General features: G+C 67.3%; 18 protein-coding genes. 14 read left to right on the forward strand and 4 right to left on the reverse strand.

Going from position 1 to position 21,768, the window contains the following annotated elements; genetic code table 11:
* Positions 1-74: 74 nt before the first annotated feature.
* Genes QTI05_RS09500 through creC form a run of 4 tightly spaced genes read left to right on the forward strand, consistent with a single transcriptional unit; the run spans position 75 to position 4,138 of the window.
* Positions 75-1,124, forward strand: a complete 1,050-nt coding sequence (locus QTI05_RS09500; RefSeq protein ID WP_286624115.1) for a cupin-like domain-containing protein — start codon at positions 75-77, stop codon at positions 1,122-1,124.
* Positions 1,125-1,137: 13 nt separating this feature from the next.
* On the forward strand, positions 1,138-1,911 hold the full coding sequence (locus tag QTI05_RS09505; protein ID WP_286540508.1) for a methyltransferase, TIGR04325 family: 774 nt from the start codon (positions 1,138-1,140) through the stop codon (positions 1,909-1,911).
* A gap of 42 nt (positions 1,912-1,953) precedes the next feature.
* The gene (gene creB, locus QTI05_RS09510) at positions 1,954-2,694 is read left to right on the forward strand and encodes a two-component system response regulator CreB (RefSeq protein WP_286624117.1); all 741 of its coding nucleotides are present in this window, start codon (positions 1,954-1,956) and stop codon (positions 2,692-2,694) included.
* A 4-nt stretch (positions 2,695-2,698) separates the two neighbouring features.
* Positions 2,699-4,138, forward strand: a complete 1,440-nt coding sequence (gene creC / locus QTI05_RS09515) for a two-component system sensor histidine kinase CreC (RefSeq protein ID WP_286624118.1) — start codon at positions 2,699-2,701, stop codon at positions 4,136-4,138.
* 401 nt (positions 4,139-4,539) lie between these two features.
* On the opposite strand, the gene QTI05_RS09520 is transcribed toward creC, so the two are convergent.
* The 4 genes from QTI05_RS09520 to creD form a co-directional block, all read right to left on the reverse strand.
* Positions 4,540-5,559 carry an SRPBCC family protein gene (locus QTI05_RS09520; RefSeq protein ID WP_286624120.1) on the reverse strand — a complete coding sequence of 340 codons (1,020 nt, stop codon included), beginning with the start codon at positions 5,557-5,559 and terminating at the stop codon, positions 4,540-4,542.
* Complete coding sequence (locus QTI05_RS09525) at positions 5,556-6,497, reverse strand: acyl-CoA desaturase (RefSeq protein ID WP_286540502.1); 942 nt, start codon at positions 6,495-6,497, stop codon at positions 5,556-5,558. Before QTI05_RS09525 ends, QTI05_RS09520 begins: the two co-directional genes overlap by 4 nt.
* A gap of 71 nt (positions 6,498-6,568) precedes the next feature.
* Positions 6,569-8,944: a penicillin-binding protein 1A gene (locus QTI05_RS09530; RefSeq protein WP_286624121.1), complete on the reverse strand. Its 2,376-nt coding sequence runs from the start codon at positions 8,942-8,944 to the stop codon at positions 6,569-6,571.
* 13 nt (positions 8,945-8,957) lie between these two features.
* A complete protein-coding gene (creD, locus tag QTI05_RS09535; RefSeq protein WP_286624123.1) occupies positions 8,958-10,397 on the reverse strand; it encodes a cell envelope integrity protein CreD in 1,440 nt (479 codons plus the stop codon).
* A 194-nt stretch (positions 10,398-10,591) separates the two neighbouring features.
* Between creD and QTI05_RS09540 the strand changes: the two genes are divergently transcribed.
* The 10 genes from QTI05_RS09540 (at position 10,592) to QTI05_RS09585 (ending at position 21,731) form a co-directional block, all read left to right on the forward strand.
* The gene (locus QTI05_RS09540) at positions 10,592-12,667 is read left to right on the forward strand and encodes a VIT and vWA domain-containing protein (RefSeq protein ID WP_286624125.1); all 2,076 of its coding nucleotides are present in this window, start codon (positions 10,592-10,594) and stop codon (positions 12,665-12,667) included.
* A gap of 15 nt (positions 12,668-12,682) precedes the next feature.
* A complete protein-coding gene (gene xrtQa / locus QTI05_RS09545) occupies positions 12,683-13,576 on the forward strand; it encodes an exosortase Q (RefSeq protein ID WP_286624126.1) in 894 nt (297 codons plus the stop codon).
* Positions 13,557-14,141, forward strand: coding sequence for an exosortase Q subunit 2 (gene xrtQb, locus QTI05_RS09550; RefSeq protein ID WP_444812875.1), 585 nt, complete (start codon positions 13,557-13,559; stop codon positions 14,139-14,141). Before xrtQa ends, xrtQb begins: the two co-directional genes overlap by 20 nt.
* A gap of 10 nt (positions 14,142-14,151) precedes the next feature.
* A complete protein-coding gene (locus tag QTI05_RS09555) occupies positions 14,152-15,408 on the forward strand; it encodes a biosynthetic peptidoglycan transglycosylase (RefSeq protein ID WP_286657802.1) in 1,257 nt (418 codons plus the stop codon).
* Positions 15,409-15,411: 3 nt separating this feature from the next.
* A complete protein-coding gene (locus QTI05_RS09560; protein WP_286624127.1) occupies positions 15,412-16,155 on the forward strand; it encodes a GNAT family N-acetyltransferase in 744 nt (247 codons plus the stop codon).
* Between the two features lie 60 nt (positions 16,156-16,215).
* Positions 16,216-17,313, forward strand: a complete 1,098-nt coding sequence (locus QTI05_RS09565) for an ABC transporter ATP-binding protein (protein ID WP_286540491.1) — start codon at positions 16,216-16,218, stop codon at positions 17,311-17,313.
* Between the two features lie 66 nt (positions 17,314-17,379).
* On the forward strand, positions 17,380-18,660 hold the full coding sequence (locus QTI05_RS09570; RefSeq protein ID WP_286540490.1) for an ABC transporter substrate-binding protein: 1,281 nt from the start codon (positions 17,380-17,382) through the stop codon (positions 18,658-18,660).
* Positions 18,661-18,812: 152 nt separating this feature from the next.
* Entirely contained in the window at positions 18,813-19,730 is a 918-nt protein-coding gene (locus QTI05_RS09575) for an ABC transporter permease (RefSeq protein WP_286624129.1), read from the forward strand.
* A gap of 368 nt (positions 19,731-20,098) precedes the next feature.
* Entirely contained in the window at positions 20,099-20,992 is an 894-nt protein-coding gene (locus QTI05_RS09580; RefSeq protein ID WP_286624130.1) for an ABC transporter permease, read from the forward strand.
* 7 nt (positions 20,993-20,999) lie between these two features.
* Positions 21,000-21,731 (forward strand): aspartate/glutamate racemase family protein, encoded by a 732-nt coding sequence (locus tag QTI05_RS09585; protein WP_286624132.1) that lies wholly within the window; start codon positions 21,000-21,002, stop codon positions 21,729-21,731.
* The last annotated feature ends 37 nt before the right edge of the window (positions 21,732-21,768 follow it).

Consider the following 21,768-nt stretch of genomic DNA (forward strand, 5'->3'; position numbering starts at 1 on the left):
CGAGATATATGCACTTCGTGCATGCCAAAGTCATTGCCGGCCAGCAAGGGTTTTTGTAAGATAAATGTATGCAAATGCAAACTCAAGCCGCCGAGCCGGTGCTCTCGGCGATGCCAGCCACCGCGCCCGGCCGCACCCCGGCGGCCTGGCTGCCGATCGAGCGCATCGATGGCACGCACCTCAGTTACGACGACTTCCTCGCGCGCTACATGCACGCCAACCGGCCAGTCGTCATCTCCAACGTGGCAGGCGACTGGCCCGCGATGCGCAACTGGACGCCAGAGCATTTCAAGCAGCGCTTCGGCAGCCAGCCGGTAGCGATCGGCTACGACCGCAACATGCCGTTCGACCAGTTCATCGACCAGGTGCTGGCCTCGAGCCCTGAGCAGCCGGGCCCCTACATGTACCGCTCGTTCCTGCACGAGGTGCTGCCCGAGTTGTTGCCCGACGTGATTCCGCAGAACAAGTTCGCCTTTGCGCGCCGCTACGCGAGCCCGCTGATGCTCGAGAAATGGCGCCGTCCCGATGGCTACCTCAAGCTCCTGATCGGCGGCGTTGGCAGCAAGTTTCCGGTGATGCACTACGACGGCGAGAACGCGCATGCGGCCATCACCGAGATCTATGGCGACAAGGAATTCGTGATGTACGCACCCGAAGACGGGCAGTACCTGTATCCGAAGAAGTTCTTTCCCAACCACTCGATGGTGGACGATCCGGTCTCGCAGGATCTGGGGCGCTACCCGTTGCTGGCCAAGGCAACGCAGTACCGCACCATACTCAAGCCCGGCGACATGATCTTCGTGCCGGCCAAGTGGTGGCATGCGGCGCGCGCGCTGTCGACCTCGATCTCGGTCTGCACCAACATGCTCGATGGCTCCAACTGGGGCGACTATGTCGACGAAGTGGCGAACGACGAGGCCAAGAAAGCGCCGCGCAAGGCCTGGTTGATGCGCACCTACCTCAAAACCGCCGGCCGCCTGCTCGACGCGATGGAGCGCCTGCAGCACAACTCCCCCGCGCTGGCCCGCGCACTGGTGCTGCCGGGCCTGCTGGCGCCGGTATCGGCCGAAGTGGCACCCGAGCCATCGCGCCGCCAGTTGCGCATCCGCATCCCCACGAACTGAGTAGCTCCCACCCATGCTGGATCACCTGCCGCCCGTGCGCAAGATGCGCGAAGCGGCGTACCGCCGCAAGTTCATCGACAACGTCGACGAGCACCTTTTCATGGGCTCCTACCCGAGCTTCGAGGCTGCCGCGGCGGCCGCGCCCACCTCCAAGCCGCTCGGCTTCGACAACGCCGAGGAGGCGCGCAAGCTCTACAGCCAGCAAGTCTTCTTTTTCGACTACCCGGGCCTGTTCTGGCTCGGCCGCTCGCTCGAGGACGGCATGCGCAGCGTGTTCGACCTCGGCGGCCACGCGGGCATCAAGTTCCATGCGTTCCGCCGCATGCTCAACTACCCGCCCGACCTGCACTGGACGGTCTGCGACGTCCCCGGCGTGGTGCAGGCCGGCCGCGAGATCGCGGCCGAGCGCGGTGTCGGCAAGGAGCTGGATTTCACGACCGACTTCAGGGACGCCAGTGGCTACGACGTGCTGTTCATCGCAGGCACCCTGCAGTTCATGCCGGAAACGCTGACGCAGGTGATCGATGCGCTCGCGGTCAAGCCCCGGCGCATCATCCTCAACACCACCGCGGTGCATGCCGATCGCGCGATCTTCACGGTGCACAGCCTCGGCTTCGGCTTCAGCCCCTACCGCATCCAGCGCTACGACGACCTGATCGCCCAGCTCACCAACGCCGGCTACAAGCGCCGCGACGCCTGGCGCAACGAAGGCAAGCCGATCGACGTGCCCTTCGTCGAAGGCGGCGACAGCGTCTACTACGCCGGCTGCTGCTTCGACCTGCTGTAGCCAAAGCAGGCTGGCGCGGCGCGAGCCGCTACCATTCGCGCCATGCCGTCGCCGAACCCCCGCATCCTGATCGCCGAAGACGAGTCGGGCATTGCCGACACACTGCAGTACGTGCTCAAGAGCGACGGCTTCACGCCCGTGTGGTGCGCCACGGCAGAAGAGGCGCTGGCGCAGTTCGCGCTGGAGCCGCCGGCCCTGGCCATTCTCGATGTCGGGCTGCCCGACCTCAACGGCTTCGAACTCTTCAAGCGCCTGCACGCGCTGCCGGGCGGCGCGCAGGTGCCGATGATCTTTCTCACCGCGCGCAGCGACGAGATCGACCGCGTGGTCGGCCTCGAACTCGGTGCCGACGACTACATCGCCAAGCCCTTCTCGCCGCGCGAGCTGGTGGCGCGCGTTCGCACCATCCTGCGCCGCAGCGGACGCGGCATGGCCCCGGCGCCCGCGGCCATGCCGACCCCGGCGGCGGCAGCCAGCCCGCAGCCCTTCGCACTCGATGTCGAGCGCATGCAGATCCGCTACTACGGCCGCGCGCTGGATCTGTCGCGCTACGAATACGGCCTGCTACGCCTGCTGGTGCAGCGCCCCGGCCGCGTGTTCACGCGCGACGAGCTGCTGCAGCTGGTGTGGGACGATGCGAGCGAAAGCTTCGACCGCACCGTCGACGCGCACATCAAGACACTGCGTGCCAAGCTCAAGACGATTGCGCCCGACGTCGAGCCGATCCGCACGCTGCGCGGCACCGGCTATGCGCTGAACGAAGAACTGCCGGCCACGCCCTGAGCCCGTGAGCCGCAGAACCCGCATCTTCATCGGCATCCTGCTGATCTACACGGCGGGCATCGCGTTCCTGCTGTACCGCGTGGTCGGCGACATCGACCCGCGCTACCGCGAGTCGGCCGAAGAATCGCTGGTCGAAACCTCGCAGCTCATGGCCAGCCTGATCGAGCAGGACGTGATCGCCGGCGCGCTCAACACGGCCCGGCTCGAGCCGCTGTTCCAGTCGGTTTACGCCCGCGAGTTCTCGGCCCAGATCTACAACCTGCACAAGCGCCGGGTCGAACTGCGCGTATACGTGACCGACCGCAGCGGCCGCGTGATGTTCGACTCGACCGGCCGCCAGAACGGCGCCGACTTTTCCAAGTGGAGCGACGTCAGTCGCACACTGGCCGGCATGTACGGCGCACGCACCTCGCGTGATGTCGAAAGCGACCCGCGCACCTCGGTCATGTATGTGAGCGCGCCGATCCGCTGGAACGAGGAGATCGTCGGCGTGGTCAGCGTCGGCAAGCCGGTGCAGAGCTTCGGCCAGTTCGTCGAAGACGCCCGAGCCCGCACGCTGTGGGTCGGTGTCGGCTCGGCCTTCGCGCTGCTGGTGCTGGCCATCATCGTGTCGATCTGGCTGGTGCGGCCGTTCGGACTGATTTCGGACTATTGGGGCTGGGTGCGCAGCCAACCGCGCCTGAGCGTGCCGCGCATGGCGCGCCGCGCGCTCGACGCACTGCGCAGCAGCTTCGGCGAGATGCGCGACACGCTCACCGGCCGCAACTACGTGGCCGACTATGTGCAGACCTTCACGCACGAAGTGAAGAGCCCGCTCTCGGCCATCCGCGGTGCGGCAGAACTGCTGCAGGAGCCCTCGATGCCGCAGGCCGAGCGCGAGCACTTCCTGGTCAACATCACGCGCGAGACACAGCGCATCCAGGAGATCGTGGACCGCATGATGGAGCTCACCGCGCTCGAAACGCGGCGCGCGCTGGACCGCACCGAGCCGGTCGCGCTGGGGCCGCTGCTGCAGGACATCGCGGCCGGCGCCCGCCCCGCCGCGTCGGCGCGCAACGTCGGGCTGCGCGTGGCCATCGACGCGCAGGCAACGACCGAAGGCGACCCCTTCCTGCTGCGCCGCGCGGTGAGCAACCTGCTCGACAACGCGATCGACTTCTCGCCGGCCGGCCGCGAGGTGGTGCTGACGCTGCAGGCCACCGCACGCCTGGCCCGCATCACGGTACGCGACCGCGGCCAGGGCATACCCGATTACGCCAAGGACAAGGTGTTCGAGAAGTTCTATTCGCTGGCGCGCCCGCACAACCAGAAGAAGAGCACCGGCCTCGGCCTCGCGTTCGTGAAGGAGATTGCGAACCTGCACCGCGGCCGCGTCGAGCTGGTCAACGGGCCGGGCGGCGGGGCGCTGGCGACGCTGACGCTGCCGCTGGCGGCGCACGACTGATACGGTCTTGCATTCAAAGATCTCCATCCGGTGTTGATCTGGGCGCTGAGGTTCCGGGGTGGGCTCAGGGCGGCGGGGCACGCTGCTCCGCGAATGTCCCCCGGCCTTCGGCCTCCTCCTTTATTTCGCTGCGCAGCGTGCCCCACCGCCCTGATCCTGGACGCGGCGTGACTGTTCGCGCTGAACAAGCAGAGCGTGCCCAGGCCGATGGTGATGGGTGGCCCCTGCAGCGAAATAAAGGAGGAGGCCGCAGGCCGGGGGACATTCGCGGAAGGGGCCACCCGCCGCCAGCGGCCCGCCCCGAACGAACCCCAAAACGTCAAGCACGAAGCGCGGGCGCGAGATGCTCCTGTCGGCAAAGGTTAGGGATCTTTATCTTTGAATGCGACCCGGTATGAATCTCAGCGCGGCGCGCGCTCGGCCCGGTGCGCATAGAACTTCAGGATCACGTCCTCGAAGTTGCCGATCAACAGACTGGCCACCGGCCGCGCGTACCAGTTGAAGTCGGTGCTCACGCGGTAGCCCATGTTGATGTCGAGCCGCGTCGCGCCGTCAACGGTGGGGGTCAGCGTGTAGGCCGTGTCGATCAGGTCGAAGTAATGGCCGCCGATCATCACGTGGTCGTCCAGCGCGCCGGCCGGGATCGAGTCTTTGTCGAAGCGGTAGGTCCAGCGCACATGCCGGTTCTCCTGCCGTTCCTGCTCCACCTGCTCGAAGTGGATCTGCTTGCCCATGGTGATCTTGCGCACGCGGCCATGCTCGGTGTCCTGCGTCACGCCACTCTGCGGCAGTGGCACGCCGATGCGGTACATCCAGCCCTGCTGCACTTCCTCGGGCCGGATGTCGCGCGCATCGTGGATCTGTTGCCAGACGGCAGACGGCGGCGCCGCGATCACGATGCTGCGCTCGATGCGTTCGATCTCGCGCGGCGGCGGCGCGGCATCGACCAGCGCGCCCAACGCCAGCGGCAGGGCGGTCAGGCTGTAGAGCGTGGCGCGCGGCCAGATCAGCTTGCGGCAGACAAACCCCATCAGCATGCCTGCGAGGCCGCCCAGCACCATGAACAGCGGCACGATGATCACGGCGCAGATGAGGCCCTCGATCAGCACCGCCATCGTGCCCAGCACGAACAGCAGGTTGGCCACGGCGCCGGCGCGAAAGCAGTAGCCCAAGGTGCGCGGCACCTGCCGCTCGGCGAAATAGACCGTCACGGCCCCCACCAGTGCGGGCGCCAGGTAGATGAACACCCAGCTCATGGCTGTAAAGCGCCCCCCGGCCGGATCACCGCTGAACACCAGCCGCAAGGCGAGGCCAATTCCAGCGCCGAACAGCACCGGCAGCCAGCGGGAAAATGGCATCTTGCGCGCACCATCGTCTTCGGGCACTTCGAGCTTCGGCAGTTCTTGGTCTTGGGTGGTCATGGCGAGAGTGGCGTGGTCGTCGCGGCGGTACCGGCAGGGGTCAGCGGCATCAGCTCGGGTCTGCGAGGCAAGTCGGCCGGCAGGCGCAAGCCCCACACCAGCCCTGCCCGACGCAGCGCGCACAGCATCCACCAGCCCGGATCCCATTCGCCTGGCGCCAGACCCAGCCGTGCCGAGCCCGGAAACGCATGGTGGTTGTTGTGCCAGCCTTCGCCCATGGTCAGCAGCGAGGTCCAGCGGATGTTGCGGCCTTGCACCGCGGCGCCGCGCACTTCATGGTGCATGTCACCGCGGTTGTGGGCGAACCAGCCGATCAGCCAGTGGCCGGACACGCCCGCGGCGATGCGTGCACAAACGCCCCACACCACGAAGGCCCAGCCGCCCCATAGCCAGAACAGCGCCGCCAGCGGCAACTGCTGCAGCATCCAGGTGCGCTCCAGCCAGCGGTAGAACGGGTCGTCAGCCACGATGGATTCGATTTCGATTCGCGGCGCCGTGTGCAGACGGAGCTCGCAATGCAGCTGCCACCAGGCATCACGCCAGAGCGTGCGGCCGTGGCGCAGGTAGTCGTGGCACTGAGGCAGGCGCTGCGCAAAGTCGCGCAGCTCGTGCTGGCGCAGCAGACCGATCGGCCCGGCCAGCCCGACCTGCACGCCGGCATAGACCAGCAGGTATTCGAGCCACTTCGGGCACTGGTAGCTGTTGTGGATCAACTTGCGATGGCTGCCGAGCGAATGCCCGAACAGCAGCACAAGCGCAGTGCTCGCCGCAAACAACGCCAGCGCGGCCCAGCTGAAAGTGAACGCGCCCCCGACCAGCGCCACCGCTGCCATGCCCGTGAACCACAGCGACTTGACCGGACTCCAGCGCACCGTGCCATCGCACACCATGGCCAGCGCGTCGGCGTGCACGCGGTGGCGGAGAGGCATCGGTTGCATGCACGGATTCTCGTGCAGGCGACGGTCGGGATTTCAGCGCTTCGAAGTCGCAATCACCGGCGCCGCTGCGCTCACCGGAACCACTCCAGGATCCGGTTGCGCTCCTCCGGCGGTGGCGGCGGTGCCACCTGTTCGGGCGCCAACGCTTCGGCGGGTTGCGGCTCGGCCACGTCGATCCCCAGGCTCGCGATACCGTGGCCCGGCGTGAAGTCGTCGAAGTACCACTCGCCGTCCACCTGCGCCACGCCGTCGGGCGCCTTCAGCGCGGCCACCGGCACGCCCTTGAGCGCGGTGTCCATGAAGCCCGTCCACACCGGCAGGCTCAGGCTGCCGCCGGTTTCGCCGCGCACGCCGAGCTGGCGCGGCGTGTCGTAGCCGATCCATGCGATGCCCACCATGGTCGGCTGGAAGCCGGCAAACCAGGTGTCGATCGAGTCGTTGGTGGTGCCGGTCTTGCCGTAGATGTCGTCGCGCCGCAGCGTCGTCCAGGCCTTGCGGCCGGTGCCGTTCTTCACCACGCTGTTCAACAGCGTGTCCATCACGAACGCGTTGCGTGCCGGGATGGCGCGCATGCTTTCGTCGAGCGGCGGCGGCGGGGTGTCGACCAGCACCTGGTCCTTGTGGTCGGTGACGCGCGTCACCAGGTGCGGGTTCACGCGGTAGCCACCGTTGGCGAACACCGCGTAGGCGGTGGCCATCTGCATCGGCGTGACCGAGCCGGAACCGAGCGCCATCGGCAGGTAGGCCGGGTGCTTCTCGGCCGTGAAGCCGAAGCGCGTGATCCAGTCCTGCGCGTACTGGGTGCCGATCGACTGCAGCAGCCGGATCGACACCATGTTCTTCGACTGCTCGAGCGCATGCCGCATCGTCATCGGGCCATCGAAGGTGCCGTCGTAGTTCTTCGGCTCCCAGGGCGTGCCGCCGGTGGTGCTGCCATCGAAGAACAGCGGCGCGTCGTTGATCACGGTGCCGGGCGTGAACCCTTTTTCCAGCGCGGCCGAGTAGATGAAGGGCTTGAAGCTCGAGCCCGGCTGGCGCCAGGCCTGCGTGACGTGGTTGAACTTGTTCTTGTCGAAGTCGAAGCCGCCGACCAGGGCGCGCACCGTACCGTTGCGCGGATCGACCGCGACGAAGGCGCCCTCGACCTCCGGCAACTGCGTGATTTCCCAGCCGCCCTTCGCCGTCTTTGCGACGCGAACCACGGCACCGCGCCGGATCCGGACGTTCGGCGCCGCCTTCTCCGACAAGCCCGTTTGCACCGGGCGCAACCCTTCACCCGTGATCTGCAGCGTGTCGCCGTTCGCGCGCACCGCGGTCACCTCTTTCGGGCCCGCCGCCAGCACCACAGCCGCCATCACATCGCCGTTGTCTGGATGATCGGCCAGCGCGTCGTCGACCGCTTCGTCCAGCACCGCCGGTGTCGGGTCGGCCGGCAGGTCGACGTACTTCTCGGGGCCGCGATAGGGCTGGCGCCGCTCGTAATCCATGATCCCCTTGCGCAGCGATTTGTAGGCCGCCGCCTGGTCGGCCGCCACCAGCGTGGTGTAGACCTTGAGGCCGCGCGTGTAGGTGCTGTCGCCGTACTTCTCGACCATCAGGCGGCGCACCGTCTCGGCCACGTACTCGGCATGCAGGCGCTTCGGGTCGGCCGCATCGCGCAGGTGCAGGGGCTCGGCCCTGGCTGCGTCCGCTTGTTCGGCCGTCAGCACGCCGGTGGCCTGCATGCGGCCGATCACATGCAGCTGGCGGTCGCGCGCGCGGCGCGGGTTGCTCAGCGGGTTGCCGCTGCGCGGCGCCTTGGGCAGGCCGGCCAGCATCGCTGCCTCGGCGGCCGTGAGATCCTGCAGCGGCTTGCCGAAATACGCCTCCGACGCCGCCGCAAAACCATAGGAACGGTTGCCGAGGTAGATCTGGTTCAGGTAGATCTCGAGGATCTGGTCTTTGCTGAGCTCGCGTTCGAGCCTGAACGCCAGCAACGCCTCGTAGGTCTTGCGCGTCAGGGTTCTCTCGGAACTGAGATAGACGTTGCGCGCCACCTGCTGCGTGATCGTGGAGGCGCCCTGGCTTACGCCATGCCGCAGGTTGACCAGCACCGCACGCGCGAGCCCCTTGTAGTCAAGGCCGCCGTGCTCGTAGAAGCGCGCGTCCTCGACCGCGAGCACTGCGTCCTTCAACACCTTGGGCACGGCCGCGATCGGCACGAAGCTGCGGCGCTCCTCGCCGAACTCGCCGATCAGCACGCCCTCGGCCGAATACACGCGCAGCGGCAACTTCGGGCGGTAGTCGGACAGCTCCGACACATCGGGCAACTTGGGCGTGATCACCGCCACGGCCAGGCCGACCACGCAGAGCGTCGCGAGCGCGCCGCCCGCCACCACGGCACCGCCCCACCAGAGGACTCGCATGGGGCCCGAAGCGGGTTTGGGAATGAAGAAGAGTTTTTTCATGAGGAGAGAGCTATCAATTCGCCAGCGCATACCAGTCGACCTTGCGGGTCGCGAGCATCAGCGTGGCCAGCATGCCGAAGATCAGCAACGCGCCGAGCAGGAGGGCATTGCTCTCCGACGCCAGCAGCCCGTAGAGCGCACCGTACAGCACCGCCACATAGCCACCGAACGACACGCCGCGCTGCCAGCCACCGAGCACGGCGCTGAAGTAGGCCGCGAGCAGCAACACGCTGGCGCCGGCCGCACCAGCGTAGGCAACAGGGAACCTTAGCTTTTCCGACAGGGCGAGCAGTAACAGAAAGAACAGCGCGATCGACAGGCCGACCAGGCCATATTGCACCGGATGGAGTCGCAGCTTGCGGAAAAGTTCGAACATGAAGGCCGCCATGACCACCAGCCCGATGAACAGCGCACCGTACTTGCCGGCGCGCGTCGACATCGAATAGACATTGACAGGCTGGGCCAGCGACACATCGAAGCTTTCCAGCGGGCCGGCAATGCGCCGTGCCGCATTGCCGGCATGGCGTGCGGTGTCCACGGCGACGGCGGCCGCAGCCGTGGCGGCTTCCGCTGGGCCTGGGCTGGCCATGCCGGCGCGCACCTGTTCCCGCGCCGAGGTCACGAGCGAGGACACGCGCCACTTCGCATCGAAGCCCTGTGCCGTGATCGCGCGCTCCGAAGCCAGAAAGCGGCCACCGAAGCTGGGGTGTGCCCAGGGCGACGTCAGATGCGCGGTGGTCTCGTCGCCGATCGGCACCATCGAGAGCGTTTCCTGACCCACCAGGCCGAGCTTGAGCTTGAAAGGCAAGGGCTTCTTCGTCTGCCAGGCCGCGAGCGCGCTGCCGGCGAGCGGTGCGTGGATACCGCCACCGAGCCAGCCGTCGTCGGCCATGCCCGGCACGCGCTGGGCAAAGCGCAAGGTCTCGCCGCCGAGGTCGAGCGCGGGCGAGCCGTCGAGCCCGCGCAGGTCGCTCACGCTGAACGCGACGAAGGGCGCCTTGAACTCGATCTTCGAGTCGTCCTCGCTGTGCGCAACGCTCGCCGGATCAAAACCGGCGAACCCACCGCTCAACGTCGCGTTGAGCGTGTAGAACGGTATCTTGAAGATGCCGCGGTAGCGCTCCTGCGGCGTCAGGCTTCCTTCGGTATGCAGCGTGTCCGGAAACACGATGTGCGTCAGCTCCTTGCTGCGCGCAACGCTGCCGATGACGCTGCCTTTGGCGTCGCGCTGGGTCTCGCTCCAGCGCTCCACATAGGGCACCACCAGCAGCGGGCCGATCACGGTCTGGCTGCCGGCATAGGTGCTGGCCAGCTCCTGTGCAGCTTCCTGCTGGCTGCGCCCGCGTTCACGATTGAGCGAGCCGATTTCGGCCAGCGGGATGCACAGCAACAGGGTCAGCAGCACCAGGCCGATGACCTTGAGCAGCATGGAATTCTTCAGCGCCTGGAACATGGATGTCCTCCTTCGGTTTGTTCGAAGCGCCGATGCTCGCGGCCGTTGCAGAAGCCTTCATGAAGCGCTGCCGCCGCTGCACTTCACACAGACTTCACACAGGCGTTTTGCCTTCCCGCAGTCTTCCTATTGCCTTCGCAGCCGCTCGCGACATTGAGTCCCGTGCAAGTTCGCACGACCCGAGGACACAACCCATGCTGCAAGCCACCTCTCCCCGCCCCGGCCGCTGGCTCTGGCTCGCCACCGTGAGCATTGCCTCCACCTGCTTCGTATTGCTCACGGCCCGGCCGGTCGGCGCGCAGGAGGCGCCCGGCCCACGCCTGAAGACCGAGAGCCCGTACTTCTTCGTCAAGAGCGATTCGCCCGATACCGACCGGCTGCCGCTCAAGGGCACGGAGGTCAACGTGCGGGTCTCGGGCGTGATCGCCGACGTGACCGTGACGCAGACCTACCGCAACGAAGGCCAGCGCGCGATCGAGGCGCGCTACGTGTTCCCGGGTTCGACCAAGGCGGCCGTGAGCGGCCTCAACGTGCGCCTGGGCGATCGCCTCATCACCGCGCAGATCCGCGAGAAGCAGCAGGCGAAGATCGAATACGACACGGCCAAGAAGGAAGGCAAGACCGCCGCCCTGCTGGAACAGCACCTGCCCAACGTGTTCCAGATGAACGTTGCCAACATCCTGCCGGGCGACGACGTGAAGGTGGAGCTGCGCTACACCGAACTGCTGGTGCCCAGTGGCGGCAACTACCAGTTCGTGTTCCCGACCGTGGTGGGCCCGCGCTACAACAGCCCTCAATCCGAGAACGCCAATGCCAAGTGGGTTGCGCAACCGGTGCTGCGCGCCGGCGTGGCGCCTGACACCACCTTCAAGCTCAAGGTCGCGATCGACACGCCGCTCGGCATCAAGGAGATCCGCTCGGCCACGCACGCGGTCGACGTCAAGAAGGACGACAACGACCAGCATGCCGACATCGCACTGGCCGCGAGCACCGAGCCCGCCAACAACCGCGACTTCGTGCTCGCCTGGCGGCTGGCCGGCGACAGGATCGAATCGGGCCTGATGCTCTACAAGGGCCAGGACGAGAACTTCTTTCTCGCCATGGTCGAGCCGCCCAAGTCGGTGGCCGCCAGCGCCGTCTCGCCGCGCGACTACATCTTCGTGGTCGACATCTCGGGCTCGATGCACGGCTTTCCGCTCGACACCGCCAAGGTGATGCTCGAACGCCTGATCGGCGGGCTGCGCCCGAGCGACACCTTCAACGTGCTGCTGTTTTCGGGCAGCAGCAAGATGCTGTCGCCGAAGTCGGTGCCGGCCACGCGCGCCAACATCGAGCAGGCACTCGCCACCATCAACAAGTACGAGGGCGGCGGCAGCACCGAGCTGATTCCGGCCTTGAAGCGCGTCTATGCCGAACCCAAGCCCGAGAACGTGTCGCGCACCGTGGTGGTGGTGACCGATGGCTACGTGACGGTCGAGCGCGAAGCCTTTGAGCTGGTGCGCAAGAACCTGTCGAAAGCCAACGTGTTCGCGTTCGGCATCGGCAGTTCGGTCAACCGGCATCTGATGGAAGGCCTGGCCCGTGCCGGCATGGGCGAGCCCTTCATCATCACCGACCCGATCCAGGCACCCGAGCAGGCCGCGCGCTTCCGCCGCATGGTCGAGTCGCCGGTGCTCACCAATGTGAAGGCCACGTTCGGCGGCCTCGATGTCTACGACGTGGAGCCGACCGCCCTGCCCGACGTGCTCGGCGAGCGCCCGGTGATCGTGTTTGGCAAATGGCGCTCGAGCTCGGAGGGATTGCCCAGGGGCCGCGTGATCATCGAAGGCCAGAGCGCCAGCGGCCCGTACCGCCAGGAACTCGCGATCGACGCAAAGGTGCGCCAGGATACGGCCGCGCTGCGCACGCTGTGGGCACGCCACCGCATCGGCGCCTTGAGCGACCAGGAAGCGCTGGAAGGCGGCGACGCGTTCAAGCAGCGCATCACCGACCTGGGCCTCAAGTACAGCCTGCTCACGCAGTACACCAGCTTCATCGCGGTCGACAAGGTGGTGCGCAACCCGGTGCCGCAGAACGCTGCGAGCGTCGCCCAGCCCTCGCCCCTGCCCAAGGGCGTGAGCGAGCTGGCCGTGGGCGGCGCAACGCTCGGCGCCGAGGTGCCGAGCACGCCGGAGCCCGAGACGCTGGGTGCCATCGCCGTGGTGCTGTCGATGCTGGCCATGCTGCGCCGCCGCGCACGCCGGCATGACCCGCGCCGTCTGACCGCTTGAAGAAGAAGGCTGCACATGTCGCTTGCATCATTGGCACAAACCCACCCGCGCCTGGTCGACTGGAGCATTCGCCTCGACCGCGCACCTGCGGCCGGCTGGCTGGCACTGCAGGCCGCGGCGCTCACGCCCACCTGGCTCTGGATGGCGGCACGCCTGGGCGACGGGTCGGACGACCCGCTCGGCCTGCTGGCGCTCGCATCGCTCGCGCTGCTGGTCTGGCAATTGCGCCACGACCTGCGCGCCTCGCCGCGCCTCGGCTGGCTCGCGCTGGCCGCCGGCGGGACGCTTGCGGCCACGCTGCTGCGAATGGCCCTGCCGCCGCTCGCCGCCAGCCTGCTCGCAGTACTGGCGCTCGCCTGCGGGCTGATGGCCTTCCTGCCACGCCGCGTGGCCGCGCTGCCGGTCGCCGGGTTGGCGGTGCTGGCGTTGCCGCTGCTCTCGTCGCTGCAGTTCTACGCCGGCTACCCGCTGCGCGTGGTCACGGCCGAGGCCAGCCGCTGGCTGCTGGCGCCGGGCTTCGGTGTGGCACGCGAAGGCACCACCTTGCTGGTGGACGGCCGGCTCGTGATCGTCGATGCGCCCTGCTCCGGCGTGCAGATGGTGTGGTTCGGCTACTTCACGGCCTGCGCGGTCGCGCTGTGGGCTGGTCGCAGTGACCGCGCCTTCCTTGCGCGGCTGCCGGCCGTGGGCCTGCTCGTGCTGGCCGGCAACATCCTGCGCAACAGTGTGCTGGTGGCTTTCGAAGCCGCAGGCCGCCCGCTTGCACCCTGGGCGCACAACGCCTTCGGACTGCTGGTGCTGGCCGCTGTGTGCGGCGGCATCGCGCGGGCCATGACGCCACGCCGCACGCCGGCCATTCCCGGCCTGATCACCATCCCTGGAGGCCGCCGTGTCGATACGACTGCTTGAACGTTTTCTGTTCGCCAACCATTTCATGCAGCGCGTCGCGCACAAGGCGCTGTTCGCGCTCGCGATGCTGCTGTGCCTGCTCTGGGCCAGCGCCCAGGCACTGCGGCCTGCTGCAACGCCAGCCGCGCCGACCGCCTTCCATGAGTGGCCTGCCGAATGGGACGGTGCGCCGCTGCGTCCGCTGGCACTGAGCGCCGTCGAGCAACGCTTCGCGCAGCAGTTCCCGGGCAGCATCGCGCGCATGACCGATGGCCACCAGATGCTGGTGCTGCGCGAGGTCAAGTCGCCCACCCGCATGCTGCACCCCGCCGCAGATTGCTACCGTGCACTGGGTTACCGCATCGAGCAGGCCCGCCTTGAGCGCGACGCGCAGCGACGGCTCTGGCGCTGCTTCTCGGCCATGCGCGGCCAAGGGCAAACCCTCCCCTCAAACTTGAGGGTATGCGAGCGCATCGAGGCCGCCGATGGCAGTTCTTTCACCGACACTTCAGCCTGGTACTGGGCCGCGGCAAGCGGACAATCGAAGGGACCGTGGCAAGCCGTCACGACAGCGAAACTGCTCTGAAGAAGAATTTGTGAAGAAGACTCTGCGTGACCTGCTTCTTGTGGCTCTGGCGCTTGTGGCCACAGTCGCCGTCGCTATTGTCTTGATCGTGAAGATCGCGTTGGCACCGGCGGCCGGCGAATGGTCGATGCGGGTGAAGGCCGGGCCGGTCGGCTTCGATGTCGGCGTGCCGACCGCGATCCGCCTCGCCACCGCCTCCTGGTTCGCGCCGCAACTCGACGGCCAGACGCTCGACACACGTTACGGCCCGGTGCATTTTGGCTGGAACGAGCCCCGCCAGACACTCGAACTGGTCTGCGCGCCCTGCAGCGCCACCGTCCCCGAACTCGGCGCCCAGCCGATCAAGGTCGACAGCCTGCTGATCACGGTACGCCGCGACGTCGTCGTGCTCAACGGCACGCTCGAAGCCAAGGCCGCGGGCGCCGACGCGCCGGCACTGCGCGGCCGCTGGGATGGCCGCCTGACGCAGAAAACGCTGCAGCTCGACATCACCATGGCCGACGCGCCGATCGCCCAGTGGTATGGCGTGTTCGTACCGGCGCTGCCCGAACTGCAGCGCGCGCGCATCGGCGGCACCATGGCGCTGCACGCGCAGCTGGCCTTGCCGGCCGACAGTTTCACGATCCAGCCGACGATCTCGCAGTTCACGGTCGAAGGCCTCGGCACCGAAGCGATGCTCAATGCGCGCAGCAGCTGCGGCGCGCCATCGCGGCTTTCAGCCGAGAGCTGGCTCGCACGCGCGGTGATGGCGGCCGAAGACCAGCGTTTCTTTCAGCACCCTGGCTACGACCTGACCGAACTCGGCGCCGCAGTTGCGGCGAACCAGAAGGCCGGCCAGGTCGAGCGCGGCGGCAGCACGCTCACGCAGCAGCTCACCAAGCTGCTGGTCACCGGCAGCGAGCGCACCGGCGAACGCAAGCTGCGCGAACTGCTCTACGCGGTCGAGATGGAACAGACGCTCGGCAAGCCGCGCATCCTGCAGCTCTACCTCGACAACGCGCCCTGGGGCAGCGGCGTGTGCGGCGCCGAAGCAGCGGCCAAACGCTATTTCAAGCGCAGTGCTGCCAGGCTGGAGCCGGCGCAGGCCGTCTGGCTGGCCGCGATGCTGCACAACCCCGGCGCCGAAATCGCGCAATGGCAGCGCACCGGCAACATCGACGCGGCACGCTCCAAGCTGGTGGCCGAAGGGATCCGCGGCATCACGCGCGGACAGCGCGAATCGCTGCTGAAAGGCGTGGCCAACGCGCGTTTCGCGCCGCCGCCCTGACCCATGGAGCCCGCCGACATCGAAGCGATCGAACGCGCCACCATCGCCGCCGTCTCGCCACAAACCGTTGAAGAGCTGCCTGAAGGGTGGCTCCTCCCCTTCGACAGTGGCACCGTGAGCCGCGCGAAAACAGCTTTGCCGTTGCGCCATTTGGCACCCGGGCCCGGGCTGGTCGAACGCATCGAGGCCCGCTACCACGCACGCGGCCTGCCACCCGCGTTCCGCCTGCCCGACGCGCCCTGTTTCGACGCGATGCGTGAGGCGCTCGCGCATCGCGGCTATGGCGCTTGCAAGGCCACCGTCACGCAGATCGGCCATGCGCAGGCCATGGGGGCGCTCGCGGCCGACGCGCCGGCCGAGGTCGACGCCGCACCCGATGCCGGCTGGGAATCGGTGTTCCTCGGCCCCGGCTTCGACCCGGTCGATGGCGCCAGCCGCGTGCGTGCGTTGAGCCGCGCGTCCGGCACGCTGTTCGCCAGCGTGCGCGAAGACGGCCGTACCGTGGCGGCCGGTGCGATCGCCTTCGGCCACGGCTGGGCCAGCGTGCACGGCATGCGCACCGAGCAGGCCGCACGCGGCCACGGCCTGGCCGGCCGGGTGCTGGCCGGGCTCGCGCAGGCGGCGCTGGCCCGGGGCGTCGAGCGGGTGTTTCTGCAGGTCGAAGCGGGCAACGCTCCGGCGCTTTCGCTCTACCGCCGCGCCGGCTTCAGCCCGGCCTGGCGCTACGCATACTGGCTGCCGGCATAGCGTTGGCCGCACCGATTCGGTGCGGCGCCGGGTGGCACATGTCTTGCAATTGGGGCATCAATGGATGCTGTTGCTACGCCCCCGCCTGCGGCCGTTGAAATCGTCGCGCTGACGAAGCGCTACGCCGCGGGCACTCCCGCGGCGGTGGACCAGATCGACCTGCGCATCGAAAGCGGCAGCTACTGTTGCCTGCTGGGGCCGTCGGGCTGCGGCAAAAGCACCACGCTGCGCATGATCGCGGGGCACGAGTCGGTCTCCGTCGGCGACATCCTGCTCGACAACCGCAACATCACCAACCTGCCGGCCGCTGCACGCGGCACGGCCATGATGTTCCAGAGCTTCGCGCTGTTCCCGCACCTGTCGGCACTGGACAACGTCGCGTTCAGCCTCAAGATGAAGGGCGTCGGCAAGGCCGAACGTCACAAGCGTGCGGGCGACCTGCTCGAACGCGTGGCCATGGGCCATCTGGCCGAACGCAAGCCGGCCGAACTCTCGGGCGGCCAGCAGCAGCGCGTGGCGCTGGCGCGGGCGCTCATCACCCAACCGCGCGTGCTGCTGCTCGACGAGCCGTTGTCGGCGCTCGACCCGTTCCTGCGCATCCAGATGCGCGCCGAGCTGCGCCGCTGGCAGAAGGAGCTGGGCCTCACCTTCATCCACGTCACGCACTCGCAGGAAGAAGCAATGGCGCTGGCCGACACCATGGTGGTCATGAACCACGGCCTGATCGAGCAGGTCGGCTCGCCGCACATGGTCTACAACCATCCGGCCAGCGAGTTCGTGGCACGCTTCATGGGCGGCCACAACGTGATCGACACCCCCACCGGCCCCATCGCGGTGCGCAACGACCACATGCGCGTGAGCGGCCCCGACGAGGCCGGCATCGCGGCGCACATCACCGATGTCGAGTACCAGGGCACCTATGTGCTGATGGGCCTCGAAGTCACCGAAGCCGCGGCCGGCCGCAAGGGCGTGTCGGTGCTGCTCAACGAGGCCGCCTTCCTGGCCCGCCCCTACGCGGCGGGCGAGCAGGTTCGCCTCTCGTGGGATGCGGCCGACGCGCGCGTGCTCGGCCCCGGCGTCAAGCGGCCGGCGGAGCGCAGCACGCCCTCCGCACGGGGCCGCGGGCATCGCGACGAGCTCGCTGCCGTCGCCGCCTGAGCTTCCTTCTTCTTCTTCGTTTTTCCCCTGCGTTCACCCCTCATCACCAACTCTGGAGGCCTCCTCATGTCCGAACCGATCGACTCTTCCGCCAACGGCATCAAGCGCCGCGCCCTGCTGCAAGGCACCACCGGCATGGCCGGCATCCTGGCCACGGGCATGGCGCCCTTCGTCCACGCGCAAGAGAAGATCGTGCTGCGCTACCTCGGCACCGCGGTCAACCAGGACAAGGCGATCGGCGACAAGTTCAAGGCCGACACCGGCATCGAGATCCAGTACGTGGCCGTGACCACCGACGACGTGACCAAGCGCGCCGTCACCGCGCCCAACAGCTTCGACCTGATCGACACCGAGTTCTTCTCGCTCAAGAAGATCGTGCCGACCGGCAACCTGAAAGGCATCGACACCAAGAAGATCAAGAACGCCGACAAGATCACCACGCTGTTCACCAAGGGTGAAGTGGCAGGCAAGGCGGTCGGCGACCAGGGCACGGCACCGAAGAAGGTGATCTACCTCGAAGGCGAGAAGTCGAAGAAGTTCTCGGCCACGCCGACGCAGTTCATGTCGCTGATCCCGACGGTCTACAACGCCGACACCCTGGGCATCCGCCCGGATCTGATCAAGCGCCCCATCAGCTCCTGGGCCGAACTGCTCAACCCCGAGTTCAAGGGCAAGGCCGCGATCCTGAACATCCCCTCGATCGGCATCATGGACGCCGCGATGGTGGTGGAGGCCAAGGGCATCCACAAGTACAAGGACAAGGGCAACATGACCAAGGCCGAGATCGACCTGACGATCAAGACCCTGATCGAAGCCAAGAAAGCCGGCCAGTTCCGTGCGCTGTGGAAAGACTTCAACGAGTCGGTCAACCTGATGGCGTCCGGCGAAGTGGTGATCCAGTCGATGTGGAGCCCGGCCGTGACCGCCGTGCGCACCAAGGGCATCGCCTGCAACTTCCAGCCGCTCAAGGAGGGCTACCGCGCCTGGGCCGCCGGCTTCGGCCTGCCGGCCACGCTGTCGGGCAAGAAGCTCGATGGCGCCTACGAATTCATCAACTGGTTCCTCGACGGCTGGGCCGGTGCGTACCTCAATCGCCAGGGCTACTACAGCGCCGTGCTCGAAACCGCCAAGGCCAAGATGGAAGCCTACGAGTGGGCCTACTGGATGGAAGGCAAGGCCGCCGCACAGGACATCAAGAGCCCGAACGGCGACGTGTTGGCCAAGGCCGGTGCGGTGCGCGACGGCGGCAGCTACGAGCAGCGCATGGGCGGCATCGCCTGCTGGAACGCGGTGATGGACGAGAACGAATACATGGTCAAAAAGTGGAACGAATTCGTCGCAGCCTGAAGGCTGTCGACAAATTCGACCCCCAGGCTGCGCTTCGCTTCGCCCACCCCCTGGAGGGGGCGACACCAGCGGCCCGGCAAAGCCGGTTCCGCGGTGTCTCACCAACGGGCTTCGCGCTGCTCGCCTTTGAATAAACAACGCTGCGCCATTTCATGAGCACCCCTGTCGCATCCGGCCACGCCGCCTCCATGCCCACCCACGCCGTGAAGGCCTGGTGGCAGGCCGCACCGTTTGCGCTGGTGTTCCTGCTGTTCTTCCTGATTCCACTGGCGCTGATCGCGATGGTCAGCCTGTGGAACTTCAACGAGTACGAGCTGATTCCGGCCGTCACGCTGCGCAACTACCTGAGCATCTTCGAAGGCTGTTCGCAGCTCACCGACAACGGTGACTTCTGCGTCACGCTCAGCACCTACATCAGCACGCTCAAGTTCTGCCTGCTGGTCTGGGGCATCACGCTGCTGGTCGGGTTTTCGGTCGCGTACTTTCTTGCGTTCCATGTGCGGTCGCCAGGCATGCAGACCGCGCTGTTCGTGCTGTGCACCGTGCCGTTCTGGACGTCCAACGTGATCCGCATGATCTCGTGGGTGCCGCTGCTGGGCCGCAACGGGCTGGTCAACCAGGGGCTGATGGGCATGGGTCTGGTGCACGAGCCGGTCGAGTGGCTGTTGTTCTCCGACTTCTCGGTGGTGCTGGCCTTCGTGCATCTGTACACGATGTTCATGATCGTGCCCATCTTCAACTCGATGATGCGCATCGACCGCAGCCTGCTCGAAGCGGCCAGCGACTCGGGTGCCACCGGCTGGCAGACGCTGTGGAACGTGATCGTGCCGCTGTCGCGCACCGGCATCCTGATCGGCTCGATTTTTGTCATCACCATCGTCATGGGCGACTTCGTCACCATCGGCGTGATGGGCGGCCAGCAGATCGCGTCGATCGGCAAGATCATCCAGGTGCAGACCTCGTACCTGCAGTTTCCGCTCGCCGCAGCCAACGCGATGATTCTGCTGGCGGTGGTGCTGATGATCATCTGGGGCCTGACGCGGCTCGTCGACATTCGCAAGGAACTCTGAGGAATGAGGCCGGGCTTTTCCATCCGATGCGGCCTGCGTTACTTGGGTCGTTTGGGGCGCTGTGGGCAGGATCAGGCCGACGGCGTACTCTGCTCCGCGAATGTCCCCCGGCCTTCGGCCTCCTCCTTTATTTCGCTGCGCAGAGCACACCATCGGCCTGATCCGTCAGAGCGGTGGTTGATCGACGAATACAACACGGCGTCACTCGTGCGGAGGGTGCCGGGTATCCCCCGCAGCGAAATAAAGGAGGAGCCGAAGGCGGGGGACATTCGCGGAGGGGGATACCCGGTGCCCTCCGCACGCGCCCTGAACAACCGCGCCCCGAATGCAGGCCTTGGGCAGCAACGCGCCAAAGCGGAGCAACAAGGATGAGCCAACGCATCGGTGAACAACGCTCCGCCGGCTTCTGGCCCCTTGCCATCGTCTTCGCACTGTTCGTGCTGTTCCTCTACGGCCCGATGATTACGATCTTCGTGCTCAGCTTCCAGGGCCCGGAAGGCGGCCTCACGTTTCCGCTGCGCGGCGTGTCGCTCCACTGGTTCCACAAGCTCGCCGAGGGCCTCGGCACCGTCGACATCGGCGCGGCATTTCGCCGCTCGCTCATGCTCGGCGCCGTGGTCATGCTCTTCACCGTGGTGCTGTCGGTCCTGGCCGGCCTCGCGTTCCGCAAGAAACTCAAGGGCGGCAATGCGCTGTTCTTCATCACCGTCGCCAGCCTCATCATGCCGTCCATCATTGTGTCGCTCGGCATCGGGCTGCAGTTCCGCCTGCTCGACACCGGCATCAAGGAAACGCTGACCGCGATGGACGCAACCAGCACGCTCGAGAACTACGGCACCGCGCTCGGCCTCCTCACCTCCGCGCTCGGCGCCCACCTGACCTGGACGCTGCCCTTCGGCCTCCTGATCATGTTCGCCGTGTTCAACCGGTTCAACCCCGCCTACGAAGAAGCCGCACGCGACCTCGGCGCCACGCCCTGGCAGACCTTTCGCCACGTGGTGCTGCCGCTGATCGGGCCATCGATCATCGGCATCGGCATGTTCGGCTTCACCTTGAGCTGGGACGAGATCGCACGCACCTCGCAGGCCATCGGCGACGTCAACACCCTGCCGCTCGAACTGCAGGGCCTCACGTCGACCGTCACCACGCCGTCGATCTACGCGCTCGGCACGGTGACGACCATCGTGTCGTTCGGCGTGATGGCGATCGCGCTCGGCACGGCCGCGCTGCTGCGCCGCCGCTCCACGAAGAAGACGCACTGAGCGCGCGATGCCTTCGCTGCTCGTCATCAACCCCAACACTTCGACCTCCGTCAGCGCGCTGCTGCAGCAGCATGTGCAAAAGGAAGCCGGCAGCGCGCTCGAGGTGCACACCCTCACCGCCCGCTTCGGCGCGCCCTACATCTCGTCCGAGGCCAGCTACGCGGTGGCCAACCACACGGTGCTCGACGCCTGGGCCGTCGCGCTCACGCAGCGACCGAAGCCCGACGCGGTGCTGATCGGCTGCTTCGGCGACCCCGGCCTGTTCGCGCTGCGCGAAGGCGCGGGCGTGCCGGTCACCGGTCTCGCCGAGGCGGCTTTTGCAGCGGCGGCCTGGCATGGCAGTTTTGCCGTCGTGACCGGAGGCGAGCGCTGGCGGCCGATGCTGTCGCGCCTGGCTGGCGCGCTCGGCCACGCGCAAACGATGGCCGGCATCCACACGGTGGCGCCGACCGGTGCCGAACTCGCGGCCGACCCGGTCGGCGCGCGCAAGTTGCTGGCGCAGGCCTGCCGCGATGCGGCCGAGCGCTTCAAGGTGCAGGCCGTGATCCTCGGCGGCGCCGGGCTCGCGGGCATGGCGGCCGACATCGCAGCCGACGTGCCGGTGCCTCTGATCGACAGCGTGCAGGCCGGCGCGCAATGGGCGCTCGAGGCGGTGCGCGGCACCCGGCGCGAAGCCGGCGAAAGCGGCTTCGGCGTCGCCTGGGAAAACGTCTCCTGGGAAATGGCCGCGCTGCCCTGACCAACCAACCACAGACCGGACATCCGCGTTGCTGGCG

Source organism: Variovorax fucosicus (assembly GCF_030316825.1).
In the GTDB taxonomy this organism is placed as follows: Bacteria; Pseudomonadota; Gammaproteobacteria; order Burkholderiales; family Burkholderiaceae_C; genus Variovorax; species Variovorax fucosicus.

Bases quoted from the DNA above. Each gene is read 5' to 3' on its own strand.
- QTI05_RS09500 (WP_286624115.1), top strand. From the start codon at position 75: ATGCAAACTCAAGCCGCCGAGCCGGTGCTCTCGGCGATGCCAGCCACC.
- QTI05_RS09505 (WP_286540508.1), top strand. From the start codon at position 1,138: ATGCTGGATCACCTGCCGCCCGTGCGCAAGATGCGCGAAGCGGCGTAC.
- creB (WP_286624117.1), top strand. From the start codon at position 1,954: ATGCCGTCGCCGAACCCCCGCATCCTGATCGCCGAAGACGAGTCGGGC.
- QTI05_RS09520 (WP_286624120.1), bottom strand. From the start codon at position 5,559: ATGACCACCCAAGACCAAGAACTGCCGAAGCTCGAAGTGCCCGAAGAC.
- QTI05_RS09525 (WP_286540502.1), bottom strand. From the start codon at position 6,497: ATGCAACCGATGCCTCTCCGCCACCGCGTGCACGCCGACGCGCTGGCC.
- QTI05_RS09530 (WP_286624121.1), bottom strand. From the start codon at position 8,944: ATGAAAAAACTCTTCTTCATTCCCAAACCCGCTTCGGGCCCCATGCGA.
- creD (WP_286624123.1), bottom strand. From the start codon at position 10,397: ATGTTCCAGGCGCTGAAGAATTCCATGCTGCTCAAGGTCATCGGCCTG.
- QTI05_RS09540 (WP_286624125.1), top strand. From the start codon at position 10,592: ATGCTGCAAGCCACCTCTCCCCGCCCCGGCCGCTGGCTCTGGCTCGCC.
- xrtQa (WP_286624126.1), top strand. From the start codon at position 12,683: ATGTCGCTTGCATCATTGGCACAAACCCACCCGCGCCTGGTCGACTGG.
- QTI05_RS09560 (WP_286624127.1), top strand. From the start codon at position 15,412: ATGGAGCCCGCCGACATCGAAGCGATCGAACGCGCCACCATCGCCGCC.
- QTI05_RS09565 (WP_286540491.1), top strand. From the start codon at position 16,216: ATGGATGCTGTTGCTACGCCCCCGCCTGCGGCCGTTGAAATCGTCGCG.
- QTI05_RS09570 (WP_286540490.1), top strand. From the start codon at position 17,380: ATGTCCGAACCGATCGACTCTTCCGCCAACGGCATCAAGCGCCGCGCC.
- QTI05_RS09575 (WP_286624129.1), top strand. From the start codon at position 18,813: ATGAGCACCCCTGTCGCATCCGGCCACGCCGCCTCCATGCCCACCCAC.
- QTI05_RS09580 (WP_286624130.1), top strand. From the start codon at position 20,099: ATGAGCCAACGCATCGGTGAACAACGCTCCGCCGGCTTCTGGCCCCTT.
- QTI05_RS09585 (WP_286624132.1), top strand. From the start codon at position 21,000: ATGCCTTCGCTGCTCGTCATCAACCCCAACACTTCGACCTCCGTCAGC.